This is a genomic window from Acidianus infernus (genome assembly GCF_009729545.1).
Lineage (GTDB): Archaea > Thermoproteota > Thermoprotei_A > Sulfolobales > Sulfolobaceae > Acidianus > Acidianus infernus.
The window spans coordinates 1601121-1626982 of record NZ_WFIY01000004.1 but is presented as its reverse complement, the minus strand read 5'-3'; the positions used below and the strand labels follow the sequence as shown (position 1 = coordinate 1626982).

At 33.3% G+C, this 25862-nt stretch carries 35 protein-coding genes; 14 read left to right on the top strand and 21 right to left on the bottom strand.

All coding sequences use genetic code 11. The features are described 5' to 3' along the window. Window positions 1-136 precede the first annotated feature (136 nt). Complete coding sequence (locus D1867_RS09415) at window positions 137-313, top strand: aCcr1 family cell cycle regulator (protein WP_013776985.1); 177 nt, start codon at window positions 137-139, stop codon at window positions 311-313. Here the strand turns inward: D1867_RS09415 and D1867_RS09410 are convergent. From D1867_RS09410 to D1867_RS09385, 6 genes are read right to left on the bottom strand one after another with little or no spacing between them, the layout of a single operon-like run. Continuing rightward, entirely contained in the window at window positions 303-923 is a 621-nt protein-coding gene (locus tag D1867_RS09410; protein WP_155863906.1) for an MBL fold metallo-hydrolase, read from the bottom strand. The two genes, D1867_RS09415 and D1867_RS09410, sit on opposite strands and share 11 nt — an antisense overlap. Before the next feature lie 14 nt (window positions 924-937). After that, on the bottom strand, window positions 938-2047 hold the full coding sequence (locus D1867_RS09405) for an isopropylmalate synthase (RefSeq protein ID WP_420809295.1): 1110 nt from the start codon (window positions 2045-2047) through the stop codon (window positions 938-940). 57 nt (window positions 2048-2104) lie between these two features. Further along, entirely contained in the window at window positions 2105-2728 is a 624-nt protein-coding gene (locus D1867_RS09400; RefSeq protein ID WP_373468895.1) for a 6-hydroxymethylpterin diphosphokinase MptE-like protein, read from the bottom strand. 5 nt (window positions 2729-2733) lie between these two features. Further along, window positions 2734-2931 (bottom strand): hypothetical protein, encoded by a 198-nt coding sequence (locus D1867_RS09395; protein WP_155863904.1) that lies wholly within the window; start codon window positions 2929-2931, stop codon window positions 2734-2736. After that, complete coding sequence (locus tag D1867_RS09390) at window positions 2915-3331, bottom strand: hypothetical protein (RefSeq protein WP_155863903.1); 417 nt, start codon at window positions 3329-3331, stop codon at window positions 2915-2917. The genes D1867_RS09395 and D1867_RS09390 overlap by 17 nt, the downstream gene beginning before the upstream one ends. Further along, on the bottom strand, window positions 3328-3759 hold the full coding sequence (locus tag D1867_RS09385; protein ID WP_155863902.1) for a hypothetical protein: 432 nt from the start codon (window positions 3757-3759) through the stop codon (window positions 3328-3330). The genes D1867_RS09390 and D1867_RS09385 overlap by 4 nt, the downstream gene beginning before the upstream one ends. A 34-nt stretch (window positions 3760-3793) precedes the next feature. Here D1867_RS09385 and D1867_RS09380 point away from each other — a divergent pair, with 34 nt between their 5' ends. Next, window positions 3794-4291, top strand: coding sequence for a hypothetical protein (locus D1867_RS09380; RefSeq protein WP_240872213.1), 498 nt, complete (start codon window positions 3794-3796; stop codon window positions 4289-4291). Next, complete coding sequence (locus D1867_RS09375; RefSeq protein ID WP_013776993.1) at window positions 4281-4691, top strand: 6-pyruvoyl trahydropterin synthase family protein; 411 nt, start codon at window positions 4281-4283, stop codon at window positions 4689-4691. Before D1867_RS09380 ends, D1867_RS09375 begins: the two co-directional genes overlap by 11 nt. Here D1867_RS09375 and D1867_RS09370 read toward each other — a convergent pair. Together D1867_RS09370 and D1867_RS09365 are read right to left on the bottom strand one after the other, a co-directional pair. Continuing rightward, entirely contained in the window at window positions 4688-5089 is a 402-nt protein-coding gene (locus D1867_RS09370) for a hypothetical protein (RefSeq protein WP_155863901.1), read from the bottom strand. The genes D1867_RS09375 and D1867_RS09370 overlap by 4 nt on opposite strands. After that, window positions 5089-6567 carry a dihydropteroate synthase-like protein gene (locus D1867_RS09365; RefSeq protein ID WP_420809294.1) on the bottom strand — a complete coding sequence of 493 codons (1479 nt, stop codon included), beginning with the start codon at window positions 6565-6567 and terminating at the stop codon, window positions 5089-5091. The genes D1867_RS09370 and D1867_RS09365 overlap by 1 nt, the downstream gene beginning before the upstream one ends. 51 nt (window positions 6568-6618) lie before the next feature. On the opposite strand from D1867_RS09365, the gene trxB reads away from it, so the two are divergent. Both trxB and D1867_RS09355 read left to right on the top strand, forming a co-directional pair. Then, window positions 6619-7590, top strand: a complete 972-nt coding sequence (trxB, locus tag D1867_RS09360) for a thioredoxin-disulfide reductase (RefSeq protein WP_155863899.1) — start codon at window positions 6619-6621, stop codon at window positions 7588-7590. A gap of 1 nt (window position 7591) precedes the next feature. Then, the gene (locus D1867_RS09355; protein WP_155863898.1) at window positions 7592-8374 is read left to right on the top strand and encodes an inositol monophosphatase family protein; all 783 of its coding nucleotides are present in this window, start codon (window positions 7592-7594) and stop codon (window positions 8372-8374) included. On the opposite strand, the gene D1867_RS09350 is transcribed toward D1867_RS09355, so the two are convergent. Then, entirely contained in the window at window positions 8328-10145 is a 1818-nt protein-coding gene (locus tag D1867_RS09350; protein WP_155863897.1) for an AAA family ATPase, read from the bottom strand. The genes D1867_RS09355 and D1867_RS09350 overlap by 47 nt on opposite strands. A 56-nt stretch (window positions 10146-10201) precedes the next feature. Then, a complete protein-coding gene (locus tag D1867_RS09345) occupies window positions 10202-11752 on the bottom strand; it encodes a phytoene desaturase family protein (protein ID WP_155863896.1) in 1551 nt (516 codons plus the stop codon). A 140-nt stretch (window positions 11753-11892) separates the two neighbouring features. On the opposite strand from D1867_RS09345, the gene D1867_RS09340 reads away from it, so the two are divergent. Then, on the top strand, window positions 11893-12993 hold the full coding sequence (locus tag D1867_RS09340; protein ID WP_155863895.1) for an alkaline phosphatase family protein: 1101 nt from the start codon (window positions 11893-11895) through the stop codon (window positions 12991-12993). After that, window positions 12986-13507 (top strand): phosphoribosyltransferase, encoded by a 522-nt coding sequence (locus D1867_RS09335; RefSeq protein WP_155863894.1) that lies wholly within the window; start codon window positions 12986-12988, stop codon window positions 13505-13507. Before D1867_RS09340 ends, D1867_RS09335 begins: the two co-directional genes overlap by 8 nt. On the opposite strand, the gene D1867_RS09330 is transcribed toward D1867_RS09335, so the two are convergent. Next, window positions 13497-15152, bottom strand: a complete 1656-nt coding sequence (locus D1867_RS09330) for an acyl-CoA mutase large subunit family protein (protein ID WP_155863893.1) — start codon at window positions 15150-15152, stop codon at window positions 13497-13499. The two genes, D1867_RS09335 and D1867_RS09330, sit on opposite strands and share 11 nt — an antisense overlap. A gap of 86 nt (window positions 15153-15238) precedes the next feature. Between D1867_RS09330 and mce the strand changes: the two genes are divergently transcribed. Both mce and hsp20 read left to right on the top strand, forming a co-directional pair. Then, complete coding sequence (mce, locus tag D1867_RS09325) at window positions 15239-15661, top strand: methylmalonyl-CoA epimerase (RefSeq protein ID WP_155863892.1); 423 nt, start codon at window positions 15239-15241, stop codon at window positions 15659-15661. A gap of 112 nt (window positions 15662-15773) precedes the next feature. Then, the gene (gene hsp20 / locus D1867_RS09320) at window positions 15774-16286 is read left to right on the top strand and encodes an archaeal heat shock protein Hsp20 (RefSeq protein ID WP_155863891.1); all 513 of its coding nucleotides are present in this window, start codon (window positions 15774-15776) and stop codon (window positions 16284-16286) included. On the opposite strand, the gene D1867_RS09315 is transcribed toward hsp20, so the two are convergent. Beyond that, entirely contained in the window at window positions 16249-16767 is a 519-nt protein-coding gene (locus D1867_RS09315; protein WP_155863890.1) for a ZPR1 zinc finger domain-containing protein, read from the bottom strand. The two genes, hsp20 and D1867_RS09315, sit on opposite strands and share 38 nt — an antisense overlap. A 60-nt stretch (window positions 16768-16827) precedes the next feature. Here D1867_RS09315 and D1867_RS09310 point away from each other — a divergent pair, with 60 nt between their 5' ends. Next, window positions 16828-18399: a GTPBP1 family GTP-binding protein gene (locus tag D1867_RS09310; RefSeq protein WP_155863889.1), complete on the top strand. Its 1572-nt coding sequence runs from the start codon at window positions 16828-16830 to the stop codon at window positions 18397-18399. Here D1867_RS09310 and D1867_RS09305 read toward each other — a convergent pair. Continuing rightward, complete coding sequence (locus D1867_RS09305; protein ID WP_155863888.1) at window positions 18370-18789, bottom strand: SRPBCC domain-containing protein; 420 nt, start codon at window positions 18787-18789, stop codon at window positions 18370-18372. The two genes, D1867_RS09310 and D1867_RS09305, sit on opposite strands and share 30 nt — an antisense overlap. Then, window positions 18786-19205 carry an SRPBCC domain-containing protein gene (locus D1867_RS09300; protein WP_155863887.1) on the bottom strand — a complete coding sequence of 140 codons (420 nt, stop codon included), beginning with the start codon at window positions 19203-19205 and terminating at the stop codon, window positions 18786-18788. Before D1867_RS09300 ends, D1867_RS09305 begins: the two co-directional genes overlap by 4 nt. 35 nt (window positions 19206-19240) lie before the next feature. On the opposite strand from D1867_RS09300, the gene D1867_RS09295 reads away from it, so the two are divergent. After that, window positions 19241-19798 carry a nucleotidyltransferase family protein gene (locus tag D1867_RS09295; protein WP_155863886.1) on the top strand — a complete coding sequence of 186 codons (558 nt, stop codon included), beginning with the start codon at window positions 19241-19243 and terminating at the stop codon, window positions 19796-19798. Here D1867_RS09295 and cutC read toward each other — a convergent pair. From cutC to D1867_RS09260, 7 genes are read right to left on the bottom strand one after another with little or no spacing between them, the layout of a single operon-like run. Further along, entirely contained in the window at window positions 19764-20255 is a 492-nt protein-coding gene (cutC, locus tag D1867_RS09290; protein WP_155863885.1) for a glyceraldehyde dehydrogenase subunit gamma, read from the bottom strand. The two genes, D1867_RS09295 and cutC, sit on opposite strands and share 35 nt — an antisense overlap. Window positions 20256-20260: 5 nt before the next feature. After that, entirely contained in the window at window positions 20261-21097 is an 837-nt protein-coding gene (cutB, locus tag D1867_RS09285; RefSeq protein WP_155863884.1) for a glyceraldehyde dehydrogenase subunit beta, read from the bottom strand. A gap of 31 nt (window positions 21098-21128) precedes the next feature. Then, window positions 21129-21269, bottom strand: coding sequence for a YHS domain-containing protein (locus tag D1867_RS09280; RefSeq protein WP_152941985.1), 141 nt, complete (start codon window positions 21267-21269; stop codon window positions 21129-21131). 7 nt (window positions 21270-21276) lie between these two features. Further along, entirely contained in the window at window positions 21277-22002 is a 726-nt protein-coding gene (gene cobA, locus D1867_RS09275; RefSeq protein ID WP_155863883.1) for a uroporphyrinogen-III C-methyltransferase, read from the bottom strand. A gap of 22 nt (window positions 22003-22024) precedes the next feature. Then, on the bottom strand, window positions 22025-22612 hold the full coding sequence (locus tag D1867_RS09270; RefSeq protein WP_155863882.1) for a DUF1404 family protein: 588 nt from the start codon (window positions 22610-22612) through the stop codon (window positions 22025-22027). A gap of 3 nt (window positions 22613-22615) precedes the next feature. Next, on the bottom strand, window positions 22616-22855 hold the full coding sequence (locus D1867_RS09265; protein WP_013777015.1) for a hypothetical protein: 240 nt from the start codon (window positions 22853-22855) through the stop codon (window positions 22616-22618). Window position 22856: 1 nt separating this feature from the next. Continuing rightward, complete coding sequence (locus D1867_RS09260; protein ID WP_155863881.1) at window positions 22857-23669, bottom strand: SIS domain-containing protein; 813 nt, start codon at window positions 23667-23669, stop codon at window positions 22857-22859. Window positions 23670-23725: 56 nt separating this feature from the next. On the opposite strand from D1867_RS09260, the gene D1867_RS09255 reads away from it, so the two are divergent. The 3 genes from D1867_RS09255 to D1867_RS09245 are packed head-to-tail and all read left to right on the top strand — an operon-like array spanning window position 23726 to window position 25826. Continuing rightward, window positions 23726-24850 carry an amidohydrolase family protein gene (locus D1867_RS09255; protein WP_155863880.1) on the top strand — a complete coding sequence of 375 codons (1125 nt, stop codon included), beginning with the start codon at window positions 23726-23728 and terminating at the stop codon, window positions 24848-24850. Next, window positions 24828-25574, top strand: a complete 747-nt coding sequence (gene taw21 / locus D1867_RS09250) for a tRNA 4-demethylwyosine(37)-methyltransferase Taw21 (RefSeq protein ID WP_155863879.1) — start codon at window positions 24828-24830, stop codon at window positions 25572-25574. Before D1867_RS09255 ends, taw21 begins: the two co-directional genes overlap by 23 nt. Before the next feature lie 27 nt (window positions 25575-25601). After that, window positions 25602-25826 (top strand): hypothetical protein, encoded by a 225-nt coding sequence (locus D1867_RS09245; RefSeq protein WP_155863878.1) that lies wholly within the window; start codon window positions 25602-25604, stop codon window positions 25824-25826. The last annotated feature ends 36 nt before the right edge of the window (window positions 25827-25862 follow it).

The following is a 25862-nucleotide window of genomic DNA, read 5'->3' as shown; positions in this document are numbered from 1 at the left end:
TCACTCAATAAAAATATATGACAAACTTATATATTAATCTTCCTCATGAAATACTCCTCTTGAAATATTAAGAGAGTCTTATCGCTCCAGAAAATACTTAAACCATAGTACTAAGAAGATATATATTGGATATACGATGAGAGTTGTAACATTTAAGGCAGAAGAAGACTTGTTAGAACTACTAGACAGATATGCTATAAAATATGGATTAAATAGAAGTGAAGCAATAAGGAAAGCAATAGAAAATCTAGTTAAAGACGAAGTAAATAAAGAGACAGTTCCCGTGGCTAGAGTAGAGAAGATTAGACTGTAAGAAGATAAATTGCTTCTTTATCTTCTATTTTCTCAATACCTTTTTTACCTTCTACTACCTTCCATCCTAATTCCTTTATAAAATTATCTACAGGATCCAATGGCATCAAATGGCCCCTAACCCAATAATGCATTGGAATTACTACTTGTGGCTTAAGATCCTTTACTAGAGATGCTGCTTCTTTATAATCAATAGTTATTAAACCGCCTACTGGAATCATTAAAACTGTAGGAGATGAAATCTCTTTAATAAGATCTTCTTTAAGAGGATATTCACCTAAATCGCCTAAGTGTACAATTACATTGCCTTCAGAATCTTCTATCTTATAAATTGCAGTCTCTCCTCTTCTTCTTCCTTTTTCTTTATCATGATAAGCCTTATAGCTGGTTATCTTATAATTTTGATAGCTTATGTAACCATAATATTTCATTTTCATATCATTATAGGATAATATCTCGTAAGCATTATGATCGTAATGATCGTGAGTAATTAAAACTAGATCAACTTTGTCAATACTAGGTTTAGGTAAGCCTATACTACCCCCATCATGAGGATCTATGACAATTTTTCTATCAATGAGAAACATTGAATGACCAAAATATTCAATCATAAAAAGAAATTATTTTACGAGTTCAAAAGCTTAATTGCTATGTTCCTTGCATCTTCTGCACTTATTTTCTCTCCAGATTCGGCCTTCTTTTTAATCTCCATTAAAACTATTCTTAATTTATTATCATCTAGGTGAATTCCTTGATCTTCTAAGATTTTCTTTAATCCGTGAATTCCGCTGTGTTTTCCTAATGCTAATCTTCTAAAATTACCAACTTCTTCTGGAGATATTGGCTCATAAGTTGCGGGATTTTCTATAACTCCATGCACGTGAATCCCTGCCTCATGACCAAATGCATTTTCACCTACTATAGCTTTAAAGTAAGGTATAGGAATTCCACTTAATTCTGAGACCAGTTTGCTAGTTTCATATAATAGCCAAGTTTTTATATTTAAATCATAATGCATTAACTTCTTTAATGCCATGACTACTTCTTCTAATGAAGCATTTCCTGCCCTTTCGCCTATACCATTCACAGTAACGTGCACTTGTCTTGCGCCAGCTGCCACACCAGCTATAGAGTTTGCTGTAGCAAGACCAAAGTCGTTATGACAATGAACACTAACAATCTTATCCCCAACTACGTTAACAACTTTTTTAATTAAATCATAAAAAGTGAAAGGCGTCATTACGCCTACTGTGTCTGGAATATTTATTCTGTCAGCTCCTGCTTGTATGGCAGTCTTTATTGCAGTTAGTAAGAAATCCTCATCAGACCTGGTAGCGTCTTCTGGGCTAAATTCTACAATTAGGCCGTGAGATTTTGCATAGCTTACACTTTCATAAATTCTATCTAAAACTTCTTCTCTTGTCATTTTTAATTTATACTTCATATGTATCTCTGAAGTGGCTATGAATACATGAATACTAGAGAGTCCTGCTTCTATTACCTTATCTATATCATTTCTATTCGCCCTAGCTAGACCAATAACCTCAGTTTTATCTCCTACTTCTTCCAAAATTTTCTTAGTTGCAATAAAATCTCCTTCAGAAGAAGCAGGAAATCCGGCTTCTATTACATCTACACCCAGTTTAACTAATTGATTTGCTATTCTTACCTTTTGTTCAACAGTGAAATCTATTCCTGGAGCTTGCTCACCATCTCTTAACGTAGTATCTAGTATCCTTACCTTATTCGAGAATACGCATCCCTTGCACCACTCTATAAATCTACTTAAATTTTATAAACTTTGCTGTAAAGCCTCTTTTACAATATTTTTTGCGATTTTTAATTTCTCTCTCTTTATCCATGAAATGGGTACATCTGTATCGTACCAAGGTTTAGAAAATTTTCCGATATAGTTAGAGTCAAAATCCATAGCATAAAGTAAAATTTTTTTAGCACCATATATTTTTGCTAAAATAACTGCTCTATCTCCGTCAGTAAATCCGCCAAACATCTTTAACCTACCAAAAGGCATAACTTGACATGTACCTATCACATACTTCATTTTCTTAACTTTTTGTATTTTATCAATATTGTCACCATGTGCTAAAACTACATAAACACTTTTCTCAGGAAATATTTCAATCCCATCCAGGTCTGTAACTACAATATCTGGAATTATACCTTTTTTAACCAAATAGTTAGTTGCCCCATCGGCTGAGATTATTATATCTGCGTCTATTTCCTTAATAGAAGTTAAGCTAGGGCCTGCGCCTACTATTGCGACTTCCTTACCTTTTATTTCCTCTAGTAAATAAGTATAGTCTTCTACTATTAATTGATTAAGTAAAGATGCCGAATAATAATCCTTAGCATATGAAAACCTTAACCATTCCCTAATTTTAGAATAAAAGGATATCCACTTCATTGAATCTTGAAGTATATTATCTCACCATCAACCTTTATTATTTGTAGAACATATTTTCTCTTTATATCTCGGAGAAAAGGATTATTCATAGAAATCTTGAAAATAACATATTCTTTCTTATCTTTAAGATACTCTATCGCTTCTAAAGGATCAAATGAACATTGATCTGAGTCTAAATCAACTATGGAATTCATCAAAAACTTCTTGTACTTTATCAAATATTTTAGTTATCCTATCTAAAGTTGTCTTCACTTCTGCATTTCTTACTACTACACTTGGAGATTTTAACGAGGATTCGTCAATAAAGTTAGTAATACTAAGTTGCCTATCTAGATCTTGAATCTCTTTAATTAAAGATTTTAATGATGGGTCTAAATCTCTGGTCTCTTCTAAATATGATAGAGCATTAACGGAGTCTCCATCCACTGAATATACTCCATATAAGGATAAAATTACACTGGCCAAATTATTAAGGGTTTCATCTAATCTAACTAAAGTATAGTACAGATCGCCTTCATTATAAGCTTCAGTAGCTTCTTTTAACGTCCTAGTACCGCGTAATAAAAACTCTGAAGCTAATGCACTAGAGTTCATATTTCTATCACTTCACCTTTCTTTACTTTACCAAAATCTAAAATTTTCTTATCATAATCTTCTACAATTTTTACATTAGCTTTACGAATATTAGAAATTAATCCCTTAGGATCATAAAGAATATAACCTTTATGAATAATGTAAATCAACTTCGGTATATTATAAGATAATTCCTTAGGTGAAAGGATTATACCATATAATCTAGGCGATTTATGATTTTCTAATACAAATTTTTTGAATTCATCCAATTTTCTAAGTCTGTTATAAAAGAAATTATATATCTCTCCTCTGGCAAATAGAGAAATTTTATCCACATCTTCCAATATTACCAAAATCGCATTATAGTTAGGTTCATAAATTATGCCCTTTAACTTATCGCCGTACCAGTTAAGGATATCTAAGGAAATATTCTCAACTAACTTTAGCATACCAGTTTAATACTAAGCAAATATAAATAAAGTTGTGGATGTTGTAAAAGAATACCTCAATCTTAAACCTAGTAAAAAAATTAAGATTTTAGATATTGAAATACCATGCGATACTGAGTGTTTAAGGAATTCAAATTTTAAGGAACTATTAAATAATGAAAATTTCAAGGAACAGTTAGAAATCCTGGATAGTTTAGAAAATTTAATAGACGATAATATAAATACATTACTTCAAGAACTAGAATTTAGGTTCTCCAAATATCGTATTAATTTGGAAAATCTTGCCTATACTATATATAAAATTGTAGAAGAAGGAGGTAACGTTATAGTAGGCAATAATAGTATAATCTTTGAAGATAAAGTGATAGCTAAAGGTGATGAATTCAACTCGCTTTATGAGATAGCTAAATTAATAGACGAGATTAAAAATGATGAGAATATAAGATCTCTGTGCGATGAAATTAAATATCTAGCAGATTCATTATGGGAGCATTTCAATAAAAACCTCAGGAGGGCCTTAAATGAAAGTTAAGATTGGGATTGAAGGATTTACAATAGATTCCGCTCATTACACTTTATCTTCTCCAGGAGATTCCCAATTACATGGACACACATATATAATAAATGTTGAAGTTGAAGGAAACATAAATCCAGCTAATGGATTTGTAATAGATTTTAATAAATTAAAAGATGAAATAGGAAAAATCATTAAGGAATGGGATCATAAATTGATAGTACCAAAGAAGGATTTGGAAAAAATCTCAATATCTGGTCCTTTCAGGAATGAGATTAAAATTATTGAAGAAGATTATCCAACAGCAGAATATATAGGCTTTGAATTAGCTAAAGAAATATATAATAGAATAAATATGCCAATAAAAATAAAAATATATGAAGGAAAAGATTCTTATGCAATAATAGAATATCCTTAATATACAATGAATCTTAAGCCTATATTATCTATTGGTTTACATCCTTTATCTTTTCTCACTTTAGAAAAACAGTAAATCTTACCATTATCAAACTTAAAACAAGAGAACTCATTCTTTAGACTTTCATGAAATTTATTCACATCGAATAGCTCTCCCTCTTTCCCTTGACATAAATATCCGTCAAATTCAATTCTAGATAAGATTGACTTTCTCAAGAATATGAAAATTCCGCCAAAAATACGTGGGTAACATAAAAGCTTATCTTTACACTCGCTAATTTTCATGCTAGATTTTAAAATTTCTATGACTTCTCCTTCAGTCTTTGTAGGTAAAACTGATATCGAGATAGTATATTCACCACTGTGCAAATAAATTACGTCTGGAACCGAAATGATCATTAATGAATCTTCTTAAATAAGGGAATATCTTGAATATAATTTTTATCTAGATTTCTAGCTATTTCAGCTTTAGCTAATTCGTATCCTATATAAACAGCGTGCTGTTTACTTATATTTACTCTCTTTACTAATTCTCTCCCTATGGATAAGGCTTCGTCTCCCACCAGAGTAATTTTGTCCTTACCATAAAAGGTTAAAGCTATCTTACCGTTAACTAAGGAAATTTTTGCAAAACCTGCGCTATCCATTTCTGGTTCGTTATGCTCTACAGTAATAAAGTCCTTTAGCTCTTCTTCCTCTTCCTTATATCTAACTTTATCCTTTAAAATAAGCAAATCTATTCCTAAATCCTTAGGTACTCTTTTTTGGATTAGAGAAATACTAACCATCTTAGATGCCTCTTTTATTTCCCAAGAACTCCACTTAGTTTTACCTTTTTCCATAGTTAAAAGACAAGAAATGCCCAATTCTCCAGCAATAGCTGTAAGTAACGCATTCATGCCATGGCTATCAGCGTCAAATAGCTCAGTAACATTTAAGGTACCCATTAATATTGGGTATTGAGGTAAAGCTTCCCTTATTCTTTTATATTCTATGAAGCTATCAACCATACCTTGAAGAGGTGGAGATAAAACTGCGTCCAAAATTAGCTTAGTAAAACCTTTACTTGAAAGTATTTTAGTAAGTTTAATTACTATTTCAGATTTATTCTCAACATTAAAAGGAGCTATAACAAAGGCTGCATTGTTCTTAACTTCCTCAAGTTTCTCATAGTTTACTTCATTTATATTAAAAACAAAATCTGCACCTTCTTTTATTCCTTCTATCATTTCCCTTGGTGAATCACTGTCTATTCCTACTATAACTCCCGTATCCTTAGCTTTTCTAATCTTATTTCTTACATCGTCTAGGTCATTGTGACCTACCGGAAATCCTATAACATATACATCAACAAATTCCCTAGTTCTCTCAATTTCTTCCAAAATTCTCTCAATAGACCATGTAGGGTCTAGTTCTAAAAATACTCTAAAAGGAGGTGGTCTCAATGGAATTTTTATGCCTTGCTCAAACGCTACTTCCTGTTTTTCTTCAATCTCTTCTAATGTTTTCAATACTTTTTCTGCCCTTATTTTACCTAAAATTTTGTCTGCAGGATAAACTGTAGATAATTCTATACCTTGGTTTAATGCCTCAAAAACTAGCGGAAGATCCCACGCGTTTTCAGTCCCTTTTACCGTTTTAATTCCAGTTTCTTCTTCTATTATCCTAGCGTCGCCAAAAACTAAACCAGGCAGAATAATTATATCAAAATCTTTTAGATTTTCATTTTTTATATTTTCAAGAATATATTGTACGCTCATCAAAGAGGCCACCGGATAGTTTAAAGCTTTAACCTCAGCTTTAACGTTCTTAATCTTCTTTGCCACTTCCTCGACTATAGGATAAGCTAACTTGCCAGTAATAAGTAATGCCTTCACATTATTCCAAGAGTAATTAACCTTTAAATCTATATATTCTAAATACAATTAATGAGCCTACTTCCCAAAACTGCGGATATAAAACCTGGCGAAAAATTTGACGTAATAATAATTGGAATGGGACCAGCAGCCTACGGTGCAGCCTTATATGCAGGAAGATACATGCTAAAAACGCTAGTGATAGGAGAAACTCCAGGAGGCCAATTAACTGAAGCGGGTGAAGTTGATGATTATCTAGGGTTAATAGGAATACAAGCCCAGGATATGATAAAAACTTTTAATGCACATATCGAAAAATATAATATTCCAGTAATTTTAGATACTGTAGAAAGTTTTAGAAGAGAAGGAGATGAATACGTTGTAAAAACTAAAAGAAAAGGAGAATTTAGAGCAACCACATTAATTGTTGCTGTAGGAGTAAAAAGAAGGAAATTAAATGTCCCTGGAGAGGCAGAGTTCACTGGTAGAGGAGTATCTTATTGTTCAATTTGTGACGCGCCATTATTTAAGAAAAAGGTTGTTGCAGTAGTAGGTGGAGGAGACTCTGCTTTAGAAGGAGCAGAATTATTATCAAGATATGCCACTAAAGTATATTTAATACATAGGAGAGACCAATTCAGAGCACAACCATATTATGTAGAATTAGTAAAGCAAAAGCAAAATGTAGAATTTATCTTAAACTCTGTAGTGAAAGAAATAAAGGGAGAAAAAATAGTAAAGAGCATTGTTGTTGAAAACCTTGTCACAAAGGAGGTAAAAGAGATTCCAGTTAATGGCGTTTTCGTTGAAATAGGGTTTGAGCCTCCAACCGATTTTGCAAGAGCTAATAATCTAGAAGTGGATAGTCATGGCTATATAAAGGTTGATGAATGGATGAGAACCAACCTGCCTGGAGTATTTGCAGCGGGAGATTGCACTGGAATGTGGCTAGGTTTTAGACAAGTAGTTACTGCTACCGCACAAGGAGCAGTAGCTGCTCATAGCGTGTTCACTTACCTAAACGAAAAGAAGGGGAAAAAGTGAATTGATTAACACATTAAGAAAAATTGGAGAGGAAGCTACAAAATACTTGAGAGAATTACACGAAAAGAAAGGTATTGACGAAATAATAGGATACCATCAAGGAGATACTACTAGGAGAGTTGATAAATTTTCAGAGCAGTACATTTTTGATCTTCTAGATCATTCTGGCTATAAATTCTCCTTTGTTTCCGAAGAATCTGGGAGTATATTTAGGGAAAACTATGAATATATAGCGATAATTGACCCATTAGATGGAAGCACTAACTACATAACTGGAATACCTTGGTCATCAGTTTCAATAGCTGTATATAAAAAAATTGAAGAAGGAAAATTTTTACCTTATGCTGGAATAGTTGCAGAAGTTTTTGGTAACAATATTTACTCATATGATGAAAACGGAGCATATATAAACAATGTGAAGGTAGATAAGAGAAAACCTACTGACAAGATAGTACTACCCTATTATAATAAAGACAAAATAAATGAGGCATATTCGATCATTTCAAAAGTAGGTAACGGAATAAAAATAAGGACATTAGGCTCTGCTTCACTCGATATGATACTTGTCTGTACTGGAAGAGCGTATCTCTATTTTGATATAAGGGGCAAACTAAGAAACGTTGATATTGCTTCGTCAAAAGGATTTTGCGAAAAACTTGGAATAAGATCTCTAGATTTAAAAGGAAGAGAAGTAACATTTAGTTTAAAATACGTCGACGTCATTCCAGAAATAATAGTTACTTCTGATTCTGAGTTCCAGAACTCTTTTTCTTCCTATTCTTAATTGAAGGCTTTATTTTATTTAATGCAATTTCTATATCCTCTTTGGTTATTACTCTATCCTTATTTCCTCTTATAATGTCCTTCAAAACCCTTATCTTAGCTTCTCTAGCCACTGCTGCTAAATCTGCTCCAGTATATCCCTCAGTACGTTTTGCAATTTCTCTGCAATCAACTCTGTCGCAAACGTCTTTTCCAAGATATTTTTGTAAGATGTCTAGCCTTTCTTCCTCATTTGGCAAATCCATGTGAACTATTATATCAAATCTTCCTGGCCTAAGTAAAGCCGGATCTATAGTTTTTACTCTATTAGTAGTTCCTATAACTACTACTTCTTTCAAATTCCTTATTCCGTCCATTTCAGTTAACAATTGATTAACGATCTTTGAGGAATCATTACCGTCTTTTTGAGACCTTTTTGAAGCTATTGCGTCCAATTCATCCAATAATATAATAGAAGGCTTATTTTCTCTAGCTCTATTAAATACCTCCTTTAATATTGATACGGCGCCTTCATATCCCTTATACATGATTTCTGCAACACTAACAGAAATTAATTTAACATCTAGCGTCTTAGCTAATGCCTTTGCCATCATTGTTTTTCCTACTCCAGGGGGGCCATAAAGTAAGATTCCTCTTATTGGCGGTACTCTCATTTGCTCCATTAATTTTGAATATTTTAATTGTAATTCTAGTAATTCCTTCAGTTCAGTTTTAACTTTTGTATATCCTCCAATATCGTCTAAGGTTATCTTATCTTCTATTTCAGACTCTAAATCTTCTCCTTTTCTAGATCTTCTCTCAAAATCTAATCTAAACTTTTCAAAATCTTCAATCATTTGTAATGTTATACTTGGCTTGTACCTCTGAATTATTTCCATGAAATCTTTCATGGTTATTTTAACATCTTTACCAGTTTGCATTGCTTCTATAGCTGCCTTCCTAGCTGCTTCTTGACATATGTTTGCTAAGTCGGCACCGCTGTATCTTTCTGTCATATCCGCTATCTTATCTAAATCCACGTCCTCTGCTAGCGGCTTATTCTTGCAATGTATCTTCAAAATTTCTTTTCTAGCTTCTTTATTTGGAGGACCAACGTAGATTAATTTGTCAAATCTTCCAGCCCTCAATAACGCCTTATCTAGAAGTTGAGGAACGTTAGTTGATCCAACAATTATTACTCCATCTTCACTATTCAGCCCATCAATTTCTGAGAGCATTAATGAAAGTAATCTAGGCGTAACAGAATCTCCGGTATGGCTTTCTCTTTTAGTTCCTATTGTATCTATCTCATCAAAGAAGAGTAAACAGGGAGCATTCTTTCTTGCATTTGCAAATAACTCCCTTAATCTGGCTTCGCTTTCGCCGTACCACTTGCTCATTATATCGCTGACATTAACATATATGAAATTTAACTTTGCATCGCTGGCCAAAGCTCTCATCATTAAAGTTTTTCCACAGCCAGGAGGTCCAAATAATAATATACCTTTTGGAGGTCTTAATCCATATTTCAAAGCTAATTCTTTATTTTTCAATGGAAATTCTACATATTCTATTATCTCTTTCTTAACGTCTTCATATCCTCCAATATCATCCCAACTAATTTTCCTTTCTTCATCTTCCCCTTTCTTCTTACCTTTAAGTTGTAACTGCGTAGCTTTCTCGCTTGTCATGAAGTTAGTAGTAAATCTTTTAAATATCCCCATAAGTATGATACCAATTATAGAAAGTAATATAAAAAGTATGATGATGTCATAAGTGTAGCTTAAGTTCATGAGCTATCAATAAAATACTTCTCTTCGCATCTATTTAAGATTACATTAGATTAATTTTACTTTCTTTTCTTTAGGTCTGACAAAATTTTCATGGCAGCATTATATCCTGGAGCGCCAGTAACACCTCCACCAGGATGGGTTCCCGAACCGCACAAATACAATCCATTGATAGGAGTAGAATAATTACTTAAGCCTATTGTTGGTCTAAATACATAAAGCTGGTCTGGAGTCATGTCTAAATGAAATATATTACCTTCCCATATTCCAAATCTCCTTTCAATATCTAAAGGAGTTAGAACCTCATACTTAACTAGTTTAAAGTTAGGAGCGAATTCCCTAATTTTATCAAAAGTTATCTCAGCTATTTTATCTTTAATTTCATCCAATTTTTTATTATATGGAAGATATTGCCCGAAAATTGAAATAGAAAACTTTCCCGGAGGGGCGACAGTAGGATCTACAGAAGATTGTATATTTATTGAAAGCCATGGTTCTCTGGAGTACCCTAATACTTTAGCATCTAAGTAACTTTTCTCTATATATTCAGTACTAGGCATTATTAATTCTGAAGCTATATGCTCTGGCGATAAGGATTTTCCATTTCCAAAGTCAGGTAATTCCTCGGAATAGCCAACTATTTTAAAAGAAACTCCAGTAGTTTTCAAAGACCTTATTCTTCTAATTAATTCATCATCAACTTCAGCATTCTTAAGCAATTTAAGGAACGTAGTCTTAGGATCTGCATTCGAAACAACAATTTTAGATTCAATTACTTTTCCAGAGCTTAATTTTACGCCTTTAACTTCTCCCTTCTCGACTAGTATTTCATCCACTGGAGAAGATTCAAAAATATCTACTCCAACACTTTCTGCAGATTTTTTCAAAGCTTGAGTAACTCCGCCCATTCCCCCCTCAACGTATCCCCATGCGCCTTTTATTCCATTAACTTCGCCTATAACATGATGAGCTAGTACGTACGCAGTTCCAGGCATAGAAGGTGATGCATAAGTTCCAACTACTGCGTCTTCTATTAAAGCAGAAATTACTTCATCTGATTCGAAAAATTCTGAAAGCAGACTTTTGCCATCAGTTACAAATGTTCTAGCAATAGATAATGCTGTATCTTCATCTATCTTAACGCTCTTTAAAAGGCTTAAAAGCTCATCAATATTTGATAAATTCACCGGTGGAGAAAGCATAAGTAAATCAGCTAGATCGTAAAGTGGATCCCAAAATTTTACCCATTTTTCATAATTTTTTGCATCATTTTTAGAGAATTTTTCTATTTCCTTCTGCGTCTTTTTTATATCAGACCATATATATAGTTTTTTACCATTCTCAAAAGGCACGAATAATCCTGGATCTTTAGTATAAACTTTTAGTCCAAATTTTTTTAACTGTAAATCTTCAATAATTTTGGGCCTAAGTAGACTAAGAACATAAGCTCCAGTAGATACCTTTATTCCTGGCCACAGTTCTTCAGTTACCGATGCACCGCCTACTATTTCTCTTCTTTCAAACACGGCTACTTTTAATCCTTCTCTAGCTAGGTAATTTGCTGTTACTAAACCGTTATGTCCTCCACCAACTATTATAACATCATACATGATACTTTCTTCTTATAAACCAGGTTAATATTGATAATCCCGCTCCAATGCCTGCCAATATTATTGCAATTATAGCCCCATATAATAGAATCTCTTCCATTTACCAGTTATTTTATAAGGATATTATTAAGATTATGCATATGAGTTTAGAACTACCAAACTATGAGAAGAACATTTATTCGCTAGCTTGCGGAATAGCCGACTTTCTGGGAGTAAAGAGGAACTGCCTAAACAAGCTTAATATCACTGGAAAAAGGTTAGCTTTGGTTCTTCTTGACGGATTCGGATGGAATATAATGAACAGAGCAGGAGTAGTAAAGAAAGAGGCTGAAAAAATCCAAACAGTTTTTCCTTCAACAACTTCAACTGTTTTAACTACACTATTTACTGCATTAACTCCTGGAGAGCACGGAATTTTAGGGTATAATACTTTCGTTAAAAGGCTTGGAGGAATAATAAATACGCTAAAATATACGCATCCATCAATAGATGAAAGAGATTCCATTCAAGAAGCTGTGCCCTTTGAGAAAGCTTTTCCTGAAGTAAAAAGCTATTTAGGTGAAGTTAAAGATAGAAAGACCATAGAAATAGTACCCAAGGGAATAAGTAATACTCAATTTAGTAATGCTACTCACGGCAAAACTTCTGAAACAAAAGAATATGCGGACATATGGGATGCTGTATACACTTTCACTCAAGTTCTCCAACAGAACTCTTATGATTTTATTTACCTTTACATTCCAGACGTAGATACTTTAGCGCATAAATATGGGCCCTATGCAGAACCGACCTTAAATGCCGCAAAAGAAATATTTGAAAGCGTTTATAATGTTTCAACAAAATTAGCTAACGTAGGAAATTATACTATAGTAATAACCGCAGATCATGGGCATGTTGAAGTTACAAATAACGTTAATGTTAACGATGATAAAGAATTCCTTAGTATGCTAGAAATTCCTCCTTATGGAGATTCTAGAGCACTATTCTTAAAAAGTAGATATGACATGAAAACATACTTATACCATAGGTTTAATCTTAGAGTATTTACTAAAGATGAGTTTCCAACTCTCTTAGGAAGAATAGGCAATGTAGAGCTACCAGATTATATTGCAGTTCCTCTTGATAATACTGCTTATATTTTTGACTATAAGGAGAACGGAGAATATGGCAAATTAAAGGGGCATCACGGGGGTCTTCTACAAGAAGAATTTGAAATTCCTCTGGTGATGATTAATGGTTGAGTATTTTATTCCATCTTGGGATGATATAGAAGATAGTATATTTAATGTGAGTGAAAAAATTATCAAAGATTACAATCCTGATGTTATTATAGCTATATTAACTGGAGGAGTAATTCCAGCAAAGCTAATTTCAGATATAATTGGAATAAAAAATATAAAATATATAGAAATAAAATTTTACAAAGAAGTAGGAAAAACTCAACCTAAACCTACTTTAAAAGCAATTTACGTTGATAATCTAGAGAATAAAAATGTCCTAATAGTAGACGATGTTTCGGATACTGGAGAAACTCTGTCTGCTGTATCTAGAGTTATAGAACTATTTAACCCACAAAATATAAAGTCTGCAACTATTTACGTTAAACCTTGGTCTAGAAAATATCCAGATTATTACGATAAGGTAGTAGACAAATGGATTGTATTTCCTTGGGATAAATGGGAAGCTGTAAGAGAGCATAATGAGATTCCAGTAAAAAATAAGGATAGATTTCTCAAGAGCTTTATTAGAAAATAATTGGCTCTTTATATTCTCCCCATACTTCTCTAAGCACAGAACTTATCTCGCCTACAGTAGCTCCGGCTTTTATCGCATCTAAAACATATGGGAACAAGTTACCATTTCCTTCGGCAGCTTTCCTTAGCTTCTCTAGCCTATCCTTCCATTTAATATTGTCTCTATTTTCCCTGTATTGCTTTAATCTAGTAATTACTCTCTCTCTAACGGCAGGATTTACTCTAAATATTTCAGTAGTTCCTATCCAATCTGGCTCATAAGCAAAGTTAACCCCAACTTTTATTATATCTCCTTCTTCTATCCTCTTCTGAAGTCTGTAAGAACTTTCAGCTATTTCAGCTTGAGGATATCCTTTTTCAATAGCCTTAAGCATTCCGCCCATCTTTTCAATATTATCAATAACTTTCCAAGCTCTTTCTTCTATCTCATCTGTTAGCCATTCAATATAATAGGATCCAGCTAACGGATCTACAGTTTCCGTAGCTCCACTCTCGTAAGCTATTATTTGTTGAACCCTAATTGCTATCTTAGCTGCCTTCTCACTCGGTAAAGCTAAAGCTTCATCGTATGAATTCACGTGCAGACTTTGAGTACCACCTAAAACTGCTGCTAAAGCTTGAAGAGTAGTTCTAATAATATTAATTTCTGGCTGTTGTGCTGTTAGCTCTGCACCTCCTGTTTGTGTATGAAACTTTAATGTCATAGAATCTGGTTTTTTGGCATTGAACCATTCTTTCATAATTTTAGCCCACATTCTTCTGGCAGCTCTAAATTTTGCAACTTCTTCAAAAATGTTAGTATAACCTGCAAAGAAGAAAGACAAAGTAGGAGCAAAGTCATCTACATTTATTCCTCTCTCTAAAGTTTTTCTAACATACTCAATTCCATCAGCTAAAGTAAATGCTACTTCTAGTATCGCGTCCGCTCCAGCTTCTCTAATGTGATACCCACTAATACTAATTGGATGCCATTTTGGAATATTTTTATAAGAATACTCAATTAAGTCTATAGCATACCTTAAGGAAGGCTCTGGCGGATAAATGAAATTCTTTCTGGCTATGTACTCTTTCAATATATCATTCTGTACTGTTCCGTCTAGGACTTTTTTATCGATTCCCCTACTTTCTGCTGTTGCTATATACATGGACATTAATTCCATTGCAGTAGCGTTTATTGTCATTGAAGTAGTTACTTTATCCATAGGAATTTGGTTCATTACTAAATCCATTTCCTTCCAATGAAACATTGAAACACCTACTACACCTACTTCCGTGAAGGCTAATTCTTGATCTGGATCCAAGCCTAATTGAGTAGGTAAATCGAAAGCCATGCTAAGTCCTGTTTGCCCAGCTTCCAAAAGTTTCCTAAACCTTAAATTAGTGTCTTCTGCAGAACCAAAACCAGCATATTGTCGTATAGTCCATATTCTTCCTCTGTACATATTAGGATAAATTCCCCTAGTGAAAGGATACATTCCCGGGAAGCCTATCTTGTCCACGTAATTACCTTTTAAATCTAGGGGTGTATAAAGAGGCTTTACTTCTATTCCAGAAGGTGTTATAAATTTTTGCTTTCTTTCCTTTCTTTTTGCTATCCAGCTAGTATAAAGATTGTTCCATTCCTTAATTTTCTCGTCTATATCCATGATAATACCCAATATCTAATTGTTTAAACACTATAAAACCTTTGCTTTTTAATCAAATTTATAAATTAAAATGAGTATAATAGAGCATGGAAACTCAAACTATAGACCATATAGGCATAGTGGTTGAAAACATAGATAAAGCAATAGATTTTTATGAGAAAAATTTAGGAATGAGATTAATAGATAAGGAAGAATTGAAAGATAGAGGAATAAAGGTAGCTTTTATGGTTGGTAAAATTGGAGAATCTGCAGTAGAGCTTTTAGAGCCAATAAACCACGATGATATGAATAATACTGTAGCAAAATTTCTAAAAACAAAAGGCCCTGGATTACACCATTTAGCAATAAGAGTCGAAGATATAAATAAAGCATTAGAAGATTTATCTGCAAAAGGTTTACAGCTAGTGGATAAGCAACCTAGACCTGGTGCAAGAGGTCACTTAGTGGCGTTTATCCATCCTAAAAGCGTAATGGGGGTATTGCTTGAACTAGTGCAAGAGAAGCATTAAGTTAAGAGCACTGTCTAGTCAAATTATTTCGAATTCTTTTACTCAATTAAAATCTCAGATTTACCTAGTAAATTTTAAATCTTCACGTGGAGAATATATATTTGGATCAAAAATGCCCTCAAAGAAAAAAGGTGACATATTTGATTATTTTGACGAAATAATAAGGCAGATGGAAGAGGAATTTGAAGAATTAGAGAAGGAGTTCTTTAAAGCAGCAGGTAAAGGAGAAGTAAAGACTTTCGGTCCTTACGTTTACGGTTTTAGTATGACAATAGGACCAGACGGAAAGCCAATAATAGAAGAATTCGGTAATGTAAAGAGACTAGGAAGTAAACCGATATTAAGTGAAGAAAGAGAGCCTTTAGTTGATGTTATAGAAAAAGGCGATGAAATTAGAGTAGTAGCAGAAGTTCCAGGAGTAGATAAAAACAATATTAAGGTAAGACTTAATGGCAAGACTTTGATATTATCAGCACAAGAAGGAGATAAGAAGTACTATAAAGAAATAGAATTACCAACAGAGGTAGACGAAAATTCTGTAAAGGCTACCTATAAGAATGGAGTCTTAGAAGTTGTATTTAAGAAAGCTAAGGTTGAGTCTGGGAAAGAGATAAAGATCGAGTAATTTTTACTTTCTCACTTTTTATAAAGCTTAAACCAGATGAGTCTTCTATAATTAAGGTAAACTTTCTTTTACCTTCTTTTGCCTCATAAACGTCATGACAGTCGTTTTCTTGACATAAAGATCCTAGGTTCTCTAAGAAGTCTTCTAATATTCCTTCAACTGTAGATAAAATTCCTTGTGAAGCATCTGCGGGATAAATTTCTATTCCTAATTCTGGAATTTTAACTATAGCAAAAGGCGATCTATAAACCATTACGTTTAAATCCTCTTCTTTTTCTACCACAAATTCCAAAGTCTTAGGTCCCCTAGTTTCGTAAGGTTTAACGTCTCTAAATTTATAGTTGCAACTGGTGCATTCCCAATTTGATAAAACTAACTTACCTACTTCTCCTGCATCGTAAAGATAATCTCTAGCAATCAGCGTTTCGTTCCCACAAACTGGGCACTTAAGTTTTGCCTCAAATATTAACTTAGGTTCCATAATCTCAACCAAAGCTTATTTGGTAGTATTTACATATATTATACTGAGTAAAGTGGTGAAATGAAGCTTCCACGAGAAAATGATATAGGAAAAATAGAATATAAACTTATTCTATCAGACGTATCAGAAGAGCGACTGCAAGAATTAGCTACACAAATGAAATATAGAATTGAAGAAGGCGGAGGAGAAGCAATTTATGTTATAGGAGTAAGCGATGATGGAGATGTAATAGGATTAAATAAGGAGGATTTAGAACGCACAATAGATGTATTGGAAAAAATAGCAAAAATGATAAATTCTAAGATAGTACATAAAAGAATTGTAGAAATAAGAAAAGATAAATATGTAGCGGAATTACTAATAAGATTACATAAAAGCGATTTGCCTATCCAAGTTAATGTTGCAGTAATGGGCCATGTAAATGCAGGAAAAAGTACTATAACGGGTACTCTAATTCTAGGGAAGCTTGATGACGGTAATGGAGCATTACGTGCAATGATAGCTAGATACCTTCATGAAGTTATAAGTGGAAGAACTTCATCAATAACTTTAAGGATCTTAGGTTTTGATGACGAAGGAAGTATTGTAAATCACAGTTGTAGAGATCCGCTAGATGAGGCAGAAGTTACCATTAAAAGTTCTAAAATAGTAAGACTAATAGATCTTGGTGGTCATGAAAGATACTTGAGAACCACATTAAAAGGACTAATGGGTTACGAAACAGATTACGTAATGCTAGTGGTTGGTAGTGATGATGGCTTAAGCATAATGGGAAAAGAACACCTAGCAGTTGCTTCTGTACTTAAATATCCTGTATTTATTGTAATAACTAAAATAGATAAATTCCCTAAAGAGAGAGTAAACCAAATAATAAATGATATAAGGAATGTGCTTAGGATTCCGGGTATAAATAGGTTTGTCATGGAAGTTAATGACGAGGATGATTTATTAAACGCGATAATAGGTGTAAAAACTGGAAGAGTTGTCCCAATATTTAAAGTTTCTAATGTAAGCGGAGAAGGAATAGGATTGCTCACAAGGTTCCTTTACTTGTTACCGCCAAGAAAGATAATAACACAATCTAACGATACATTAGTTTATATTGATGAGATATATAATGTATCTGGAGTAGGACCAGTAGTTCTAGGTTCAGTAGTAAGAGGGAAAGTTCATCCTAACGATACCGTATATATTGGGCCAGTAGATGGCGGAGAATTCTTACAAGCTAAAGTAAAGAGTATTCAAATCAATAGAGTATTCGTAGACGAAGCCAGTCAAGGTAGCATAGCAACTTTTGCCATACAAGGTGTAAATAGGGAAATCTTAAGGAAGGGTATGATATTAGCTGAGAATAATAAGCCAAAAGCTACACAAAGTTTTACAGCAAAAGTCATAGTACTTCATCATCCTACCACAATAAAAGAAGGCTACGTTGCAACTTTACACTTATACACAATAAGGCAAGCGGTAAAATTTGAAAAAATAGCTAGAGGATTGTTAAGAACTGGCGAATCATCTGAAGTTGAGCTAAAATTCCTTTACAGACCAGAATATATCGAAAAAGGACAAATTTTCATATTTAGAGAAGGTAGAACAAGAGGATTAGGAATTGTTACTGGAATTAATAGCTGAGACTGAACAAGAAATTATTTGCTTTGTTAATTCTTTAGCTTGTTTTGCTATTGTATTCCCTAAAGCTTTTGCAAGACTTCCTGATAACTCATATTCGGCTTCCCAAGATAATTTGTGATCTTCTATTGTAACCACAGTAATTATAGTAACTATTATTCCAGGACCTTTGACTTCTATTTTATCAAAGACCTTATTGTCCTCAACTTTGTGCTCAACTATAGTCCCTTGGACTTCAACAGTGAGCGGACCTACTTTTACCGATGCAGAAAATTCTTTATCGTTAATCTTACTTATTCCAGGAGTGCACTTCAAAAGATTCTCATAATTACTAAGAAATTGTATAGCTTTATCTTTATTAATTATTTTTTCTTCCCCAGTTATAATACTCATGAGATCTCTACCTTTTTCTTAATACAATCAAAAAGTTGATTCAGTATCTTATTTAATGCAGGTTCCATTAGCCTAGCTCCTGCAGAAGCTAATATTCCACTAACGTTCACATCTGCTGTATAATTAATTCTACCATCTTCAACTACAATTTTTGCATTTATATTAACATTACTATTCATCCCAGTGCCTTGAGCCTCAAGATCAAATCCCTCGTTAGTTCTCTGCATTTTTACCTTTGCCGTATAGTCTCCTTTTATAAATCCTATTCCAGCAGTACCTTTTACAATATACGCATCCCCATCTTTCTTTACATCTTTAATTCCAGGGAAACAAGAAGCTACTAATTCTATATTCCCTAGAAAATTTAAAATAACTTCCTTTTTGGCATTAACTTCAATACTTCCTTGATAGCGCATAAACTACTTTACTGTTAATAAGTTATATATCTTTAATGAAAATCGGTGCAGTAATTCTAGCTGCTGGCGAAAGTAAGAGATTCGGTAAAAATAAATTACTTGAGAAAATCAACGGAAAGAGTATTATAGAGAATGTCTTGGAAAATGTTGACATAGAAAGAGTTATTGTTGTAGGAAAATATGCAGAAGAGTTACTACCATATTTAAAAAATGAGATAGTAATATATAATCCTAAATGGAAGGAAGGTATCTCAAGCAGTATAAAACTAGGACTCAGATTTTTCCAAAATTATGATGGAGTACTTATAGTTTTGGGAGACATGCCCTTTGTAAAGAGAGAGGATATACATAAAATAATAAACACATTTAATCTAGACTGCAATGCTGTAATTCCTACTTATAAGGGAAATTGGGGGAACCCGGTATTATTAAATAGAAAAATTTTCGACAAAGTTATGGAAATAACTGGAGACGAGGGTGCTAAAAAAATCTTAAAAACTACAGAAAACTTATGCTTCGTCGAATGTGACTACGGAGTTATTGTAGATATAGATACAGTTAATGACCTTTTAACTTTTGAGAAGCTTCCTTAACTGCTTCTATGATATTTTGATATCCAGTACATCTACACAAATTCCCAGCTAAGCCTTCTCTAATTTCGTCTTCTGAAGGAGATGGATTCTCGGACAGTAACCAATAACTCTGCATTATCATCCCTGGAGTACAGTAACCACACTGAAGAGCATGCTTATCCCAGAAGGCTTCTTGAATAGGATGCAATTTACCATCTTTTGATAATCCTTCAACAGTAAGAATTTCACTACCATCCGCTTGTACAGCCAAAACTGTACACGATTTTACTGATTTGCCATTAATTATAACAGTGCATGCTCCGCAATTGCTTGTATCACAACCTACGTGAACGCTGGTAAATCCTAAATCTCTGAGAACGTGAACTAACAATTTCCTTGGCTCTACTTCAGTTTCGTAATCTTTTCCATTAATTTTAAGGTGAATTTTTACTTTTTCGTCCTTCTCTATTATTTTCATTCCAATCACCTCTTTAAAGCATCTAAAATTGCCCTTTTTGCCATAATTTTAGTGGCTTTCCTTTTATATTCTGCACTTCCTCTAATATCTGATGTAGGGTTGGATTCATTAGCTACTTCTTGAGCAACTTTATCAATTATCTCATCATTAATTTTCTTACCCTTAATCATATCCTCAGCTATTTGAGATCTGTAAGCTTTATTATTGACTCCAGTAACTCCTATCCTAAAATCTTCTATTTCGTCACCATTGGTTTTTATTAAGACTGCTACACCTACTATAGCAAAATCTCCTGCTTTTCTCTCTAACTTCTGATAAGAATATTTATATCCAGATACGGTAGGAATGGAAATCTCAGTAACTATTTCTCCTTGGGATAAATCTGGAGTAAACATGTCTTTATCAAATGAAGAGAATTCCTCTAATCTTTCTCCAGAAGGTCCTTTAATCTTTACTTTAGCATCTAAAACTAAAAGAGCTGCTGGATAATCTGCTGATGGATCCAAGTGAGAAATACTACCACCAATTGTTCCCATATTTCTAACTTGAGGATCTCCAATTTTAGATGCTACTTCGCTTAACAAAGGAATTTGCGCCTTTGATATCTCATAATGGGTAATTGTTGCTCCTAATTTGTATTCCTTTTCTTCTTTATTCAGATAATGAAGCTCTTTAAGTTTAGTTATATCAATCAAATAGGAAGGTCTAATTATCCTAAGTTTTAACATTGGAATTAGGCTATGTCCACCAGCAAGAACCTTTGCGTCGTCATGAGTCTTTAGAAAGTCTATTGCCTCATTTATATTGTCAGGAATCACGTAGCCTATTTTTGGAGGATACATATCATCTTTTCTCCAAGTTATTATTTATCTTTTACTTATTCTTTACGAACTTTTCAGGATTCTTTTTAAACTCGGCCATGCACATAGGACTGCAGAAGTAATATGTTATACCTTTGTAAACATATTTATAACTAGTATTTTTAACCTCCTCTCCGCATACAGGGTCTTTCATAATTAAATCATGAGAGCTTCCATAATTTATTTCTTAATTTCACTACTTCTCCTACTATTATGATTGCTGGAGACGAAATATTCTCTTTTCTTACTGCCTCCTTCAACTTACTTAAGGAAGTTATAACTACTCTCTGTGAAGGAAGAGTCCCATTTTGTATTATAGCCACTGGGCATTCTGGACTTCTCACCTTTTCTAGGCTTTCTTGTAACTCATCGATTTTATTTATTCCCATTAGTATTACTATAGTTCCTTTTTTTGGAATATAATCTAAGTCAATAATTTTATCACCTGCTCTAGTTCCAGTAATTACTGTAAAGCCTGAAGAATACCATCTACTAGTTACTGGAATTCCGGCGTAGGCAGGAACTCCTATAGCGCTACTAATTCCCGGTATAACTTCACATGGAATACCTTGTTCCATCACAAACGCGCATTCTTCCTCTCCTCTGCCAAATACGTATGGATCTCCTCCTTTCAACCTTACTACTATCTTACCCTCTTTTGCCTTCTCAACTAATGTAGAATTTATTTTATCTTGTAGTTCGGCCTCCCCTAAACTTTTACCTAAGTAAATCAATTCCGAATTGGGTTTGCATTCTTTTAAGAGCTCTTTAGAGACTAGCCTATCATATATTACAACGTCTGCCTGTTTAAGTATTTTTAAAGCTTTGAGAGTTATTAAGTCAGGATCTCCAGGACCTGCACCAACTAGGTAAACTTTACCTATCATTTTAAAAAATTGAGATAAGGAACTAAATAGCGTTTACCTTTTTAATAATGTACACAGCGAATAAAATTCCTTCAGAAAATTTTACAATATAAACGAAGCCCAGTACATGATCTAAGAGACTATTTTGTGAAATATTATACATTACCGAATAAATATATAGAAGCATTACATAAAATATGTCTGCTGCAAAACCCAAACTATAAATTATTACTTTCTCCATAAATTTCAACGAGGGAATTAGATAGCCTGCTATAAAACCTCCAATAAAATCTGAAATAAATGCAGCAAAATATAATTCTGGATATTCTTGTGCAATCTTAAATATAAAAGGAGTTAGCCAAAAAGCTATTAGGAATGCAGATATTGTGAAACCTATCCATGATTTATTCCTTATTAAAATTGAAGTTACTGGAACTAGAGAGTCCTCAAATTCTACAAATTTATCTTTAGGAGTATATTTATTTATTACGTACCATCCTAATAATGCACCGGAAAATACTGGACCTTGATACGAGAGTAATTTATCTAAGGGATCTCCAATAACATAAATAATTCCAGAGATTCCTGCAAAAATGATAGCAAGATACTTTGTTAAATCTAATTTATCCATAAGTTATGGTAAGTAAACAGTATATATAACCTTATCTTCACTGAATTCTTTATTTAGTATTTTAACTCCTTTCTCTTGCATTGCCATAGCCCACATTTCAACTTGATCTGCTTGAACTCCTTGCAGTGCAATTATCTTGACTTCTTGATTGCCTCCAGTTTCTAGCCAGAATTTCATTAATGATACAGAAGGAGTATTTGCTCCGCAACCCCCAGATTGTTTTGTTAAATCTAACTCCTTCATCTTAATATATCATTGCAGAACTGATATTTAATATTTCCTTGTCCTCAAGGAAGTATATTTTATTCCAATTTTTGATTCTCATTGTAAAGATTAACGACTTTAAGAATGTTCGTAAATTACAAAACGCGCCTCTGCATTCAGTTAAATTAACATTCATTAACTTCCTAGCTTCCTTTTCTCTTTCATCGCCAGAAGAGAAGATAATTACTTGCCTTGTCCTTGACGAAAATATTGGAGAATGAAAGAATTGTTCTAGCCTTTCAAAATTTGAACTCCAACCGAATATTTCAGCAAGTTTTAAGTATGCAAAATACGCAATACCATAATTCTCTCCTTTACCGATAAAGAAGGCTCTGTCTTCAATTGGAATTTCTTTTCCACACCCTTTATCTTCTTCCACGTTAGCAATATCGTATAATGCACTTAACGACATCATAAAAGATAGAGTTCCAGGCAAAACACGCTTAGTCTTATAAGGCAAGTAAACTATTTCATCTGCTAGTTTTGCCAATTCCGATTCTGGATTTGCAGTTATTACGTAAATTTTAGTTTTACCTTTAAATTTCCTTGCAAGGTTAATATTGGACTTAGGTTTGCCGGAGACTGAAACTATAATCAATGGCTTATCCATATTCATGCATAAAGCATCATAAGGGTCAATCGCTCTAAATCTTCCATTTGTCTTGCCTTCTATAACTAAAGACGCAGCAAACGAGTCTCCTGCTCCAGTAACATATGCTTCATCTAATTTTATGCCAGAATTTATCTTGTAATTCTGTTTAATCTCTTCTTCAATATCTTCTATGATTCCCATTTTATCTTCGAATAATAGACAGTTATAAATTATATTTAACTGATAATTTACATGAGTTGAAGATCCTTATAAAAGCTGGAATAGCTTTTCTAAAAGACTCTGCTCCAGTTACTAATGCGTACATAGGTGTAAATGACGGTAAAATAGAGGCAATATCAAAAAGAGAATTAGAAGAATATGATGATGCAGAACTAATAGTAGGAGGCTTTGATAGACTCGTTTCTCCAGGGTTTGTAACAACTCAGAGTTTCATACAATTATACCCATTTAGATATAGAATATTTTCTGGAAAGACGAACCCAAACGATTTAATCTCAACTATGACTAGCAAGGATGCTTACTATTTTTCACTCTTAGGAGCATATCACTTGCTAAGGTCTGGAATAACAACAGTTGTAGTAACTGAGCCGTTTGTAGAACAAGCAGCTAGAGCTGTAAAGACTGTGGGATTGAGGCCAATAGTTTCTGCAGAAATAGGTTGCAACTGGATAAAAGGGGACTGGAAAAAGAACTTTGAGAGTTTATATAGTAAATGGATATCTAAAGATGAGAGCGGGATAGTATTAAAACTCTGCGATGAAGATGAGGCTGAAGAAGCGATGGCTATTTCCAATGAATATAAACTACCTATATTAGTTGATAGAAATGTTAATCTAGAAAAAATTAATAACATCTCACCTTACACAATAGCGCTAGGAGGCGGAAGTAGGAAGGATCTAGAAAAAATAAGGAAGAATAATCTAAATTTGGCATTTACTCCGAGCTTAGAAGTTTGTAAATTCACTCTAGGCGCTTATAAGCCTTCTATATCAATTGATTTAACGCCTAAATTTGATATTAGGAATGAGATGGGTATTGCTGCATCACGCTTGTTATTGACTGCAGAAGAAGCTTTTAAAGCAGTAACAGATTGGGGTTATTCTCAATTAAAAATGAACGGAGGGATCTCAGTAGGAAACACTACTGACATTATTATCTTTGAAGTTAACGAGCCTCCTTCATATCCTATAGATAAAGAAGCGCCGTATGAAAGTTTGATCTATTCTTCATACTCTTTAGAGACCGTTATAATTAATGGAGAAGCAGTATTAGATGGAGGAGTTCCACTAAACGTTGGAACTAAAGATATTGAGGAGGCAAATAGAAAGGTAGAAGAAATTGGAAAAGTGGAAAAGAATTGAGATTGTAGGAGATATAGCAATAATAGGAATTCCATTTGATAAAAAACCTGAAGACTTGAAGGATTATGCAAAGGAAATTATGAGTAAACATCCTTACATAAAATCGGTGTGGGGAAGATATAGGGATACTAAAGGAGACTTTAGGTTGCCTACTTACTATCATATATTAGGAGAAGAGAGAAGTGAGACCGTTTATAAAGAACATGGATGTAGGTACTATCTAGATTTTACTAAAGTATTTTTCTCTTCTAAACTCTCATTTGAGCACCTAAGAATTGCGAAAGAAGTAAAAAAGGGAGAAATAATAATAAACATGTTTGCAGGATATGGGCCTTTTTCTATTCTATCAGCTAAACTAGGTAAGCCCAAATTAGTTTATTCTATAGATATAAATCCTTATGCATATTATTACATGATGGCTAATATCGATTTAAACAAAACTTATAATGTAATACCGATATATGGTGATGCTTTTAAAAAAATATATTACCTAGAGAACGCTGATAGAATTATATCTCCATTACCAGAGAAGGCAAAAGAAGCTTATGAAGTTGCATTACAAAAAATTAAACCTGGAGGGATAATTCACCTATTTGTAGAAATAGAAACTAAAGAAAATCCAGTTAAAGAAGCCATGAAACTTTACCCTAAAGCATTTTTCGGTAGAATAGTAAGAAGTGTAAAGCCTTTTAAGTACCATGTTATATTGGACATCAAAGCTTAAAATAGTCTAAATATAACTTATTTTTTAATGATTGATTTAGAAATAATGAGATTAGGTTATATAGCGTCCCAAAAGAAAAAAATAGAGATAGGGAATTATATAATAAAATTTCATAGAAGGAAGGTTAAGGAAAAGGATTATATGTACTCTATTGAAGTTTATTTTAGAGGAGAATTAAAACATAGAGGTTTTTTCACAGAATATCAAAATGCCGTAATGTATGCAGGGAAAATAATGTACGCTTTACTTTAATATTTATATTTTACAAATCCTTTTTTCAGTCGATAG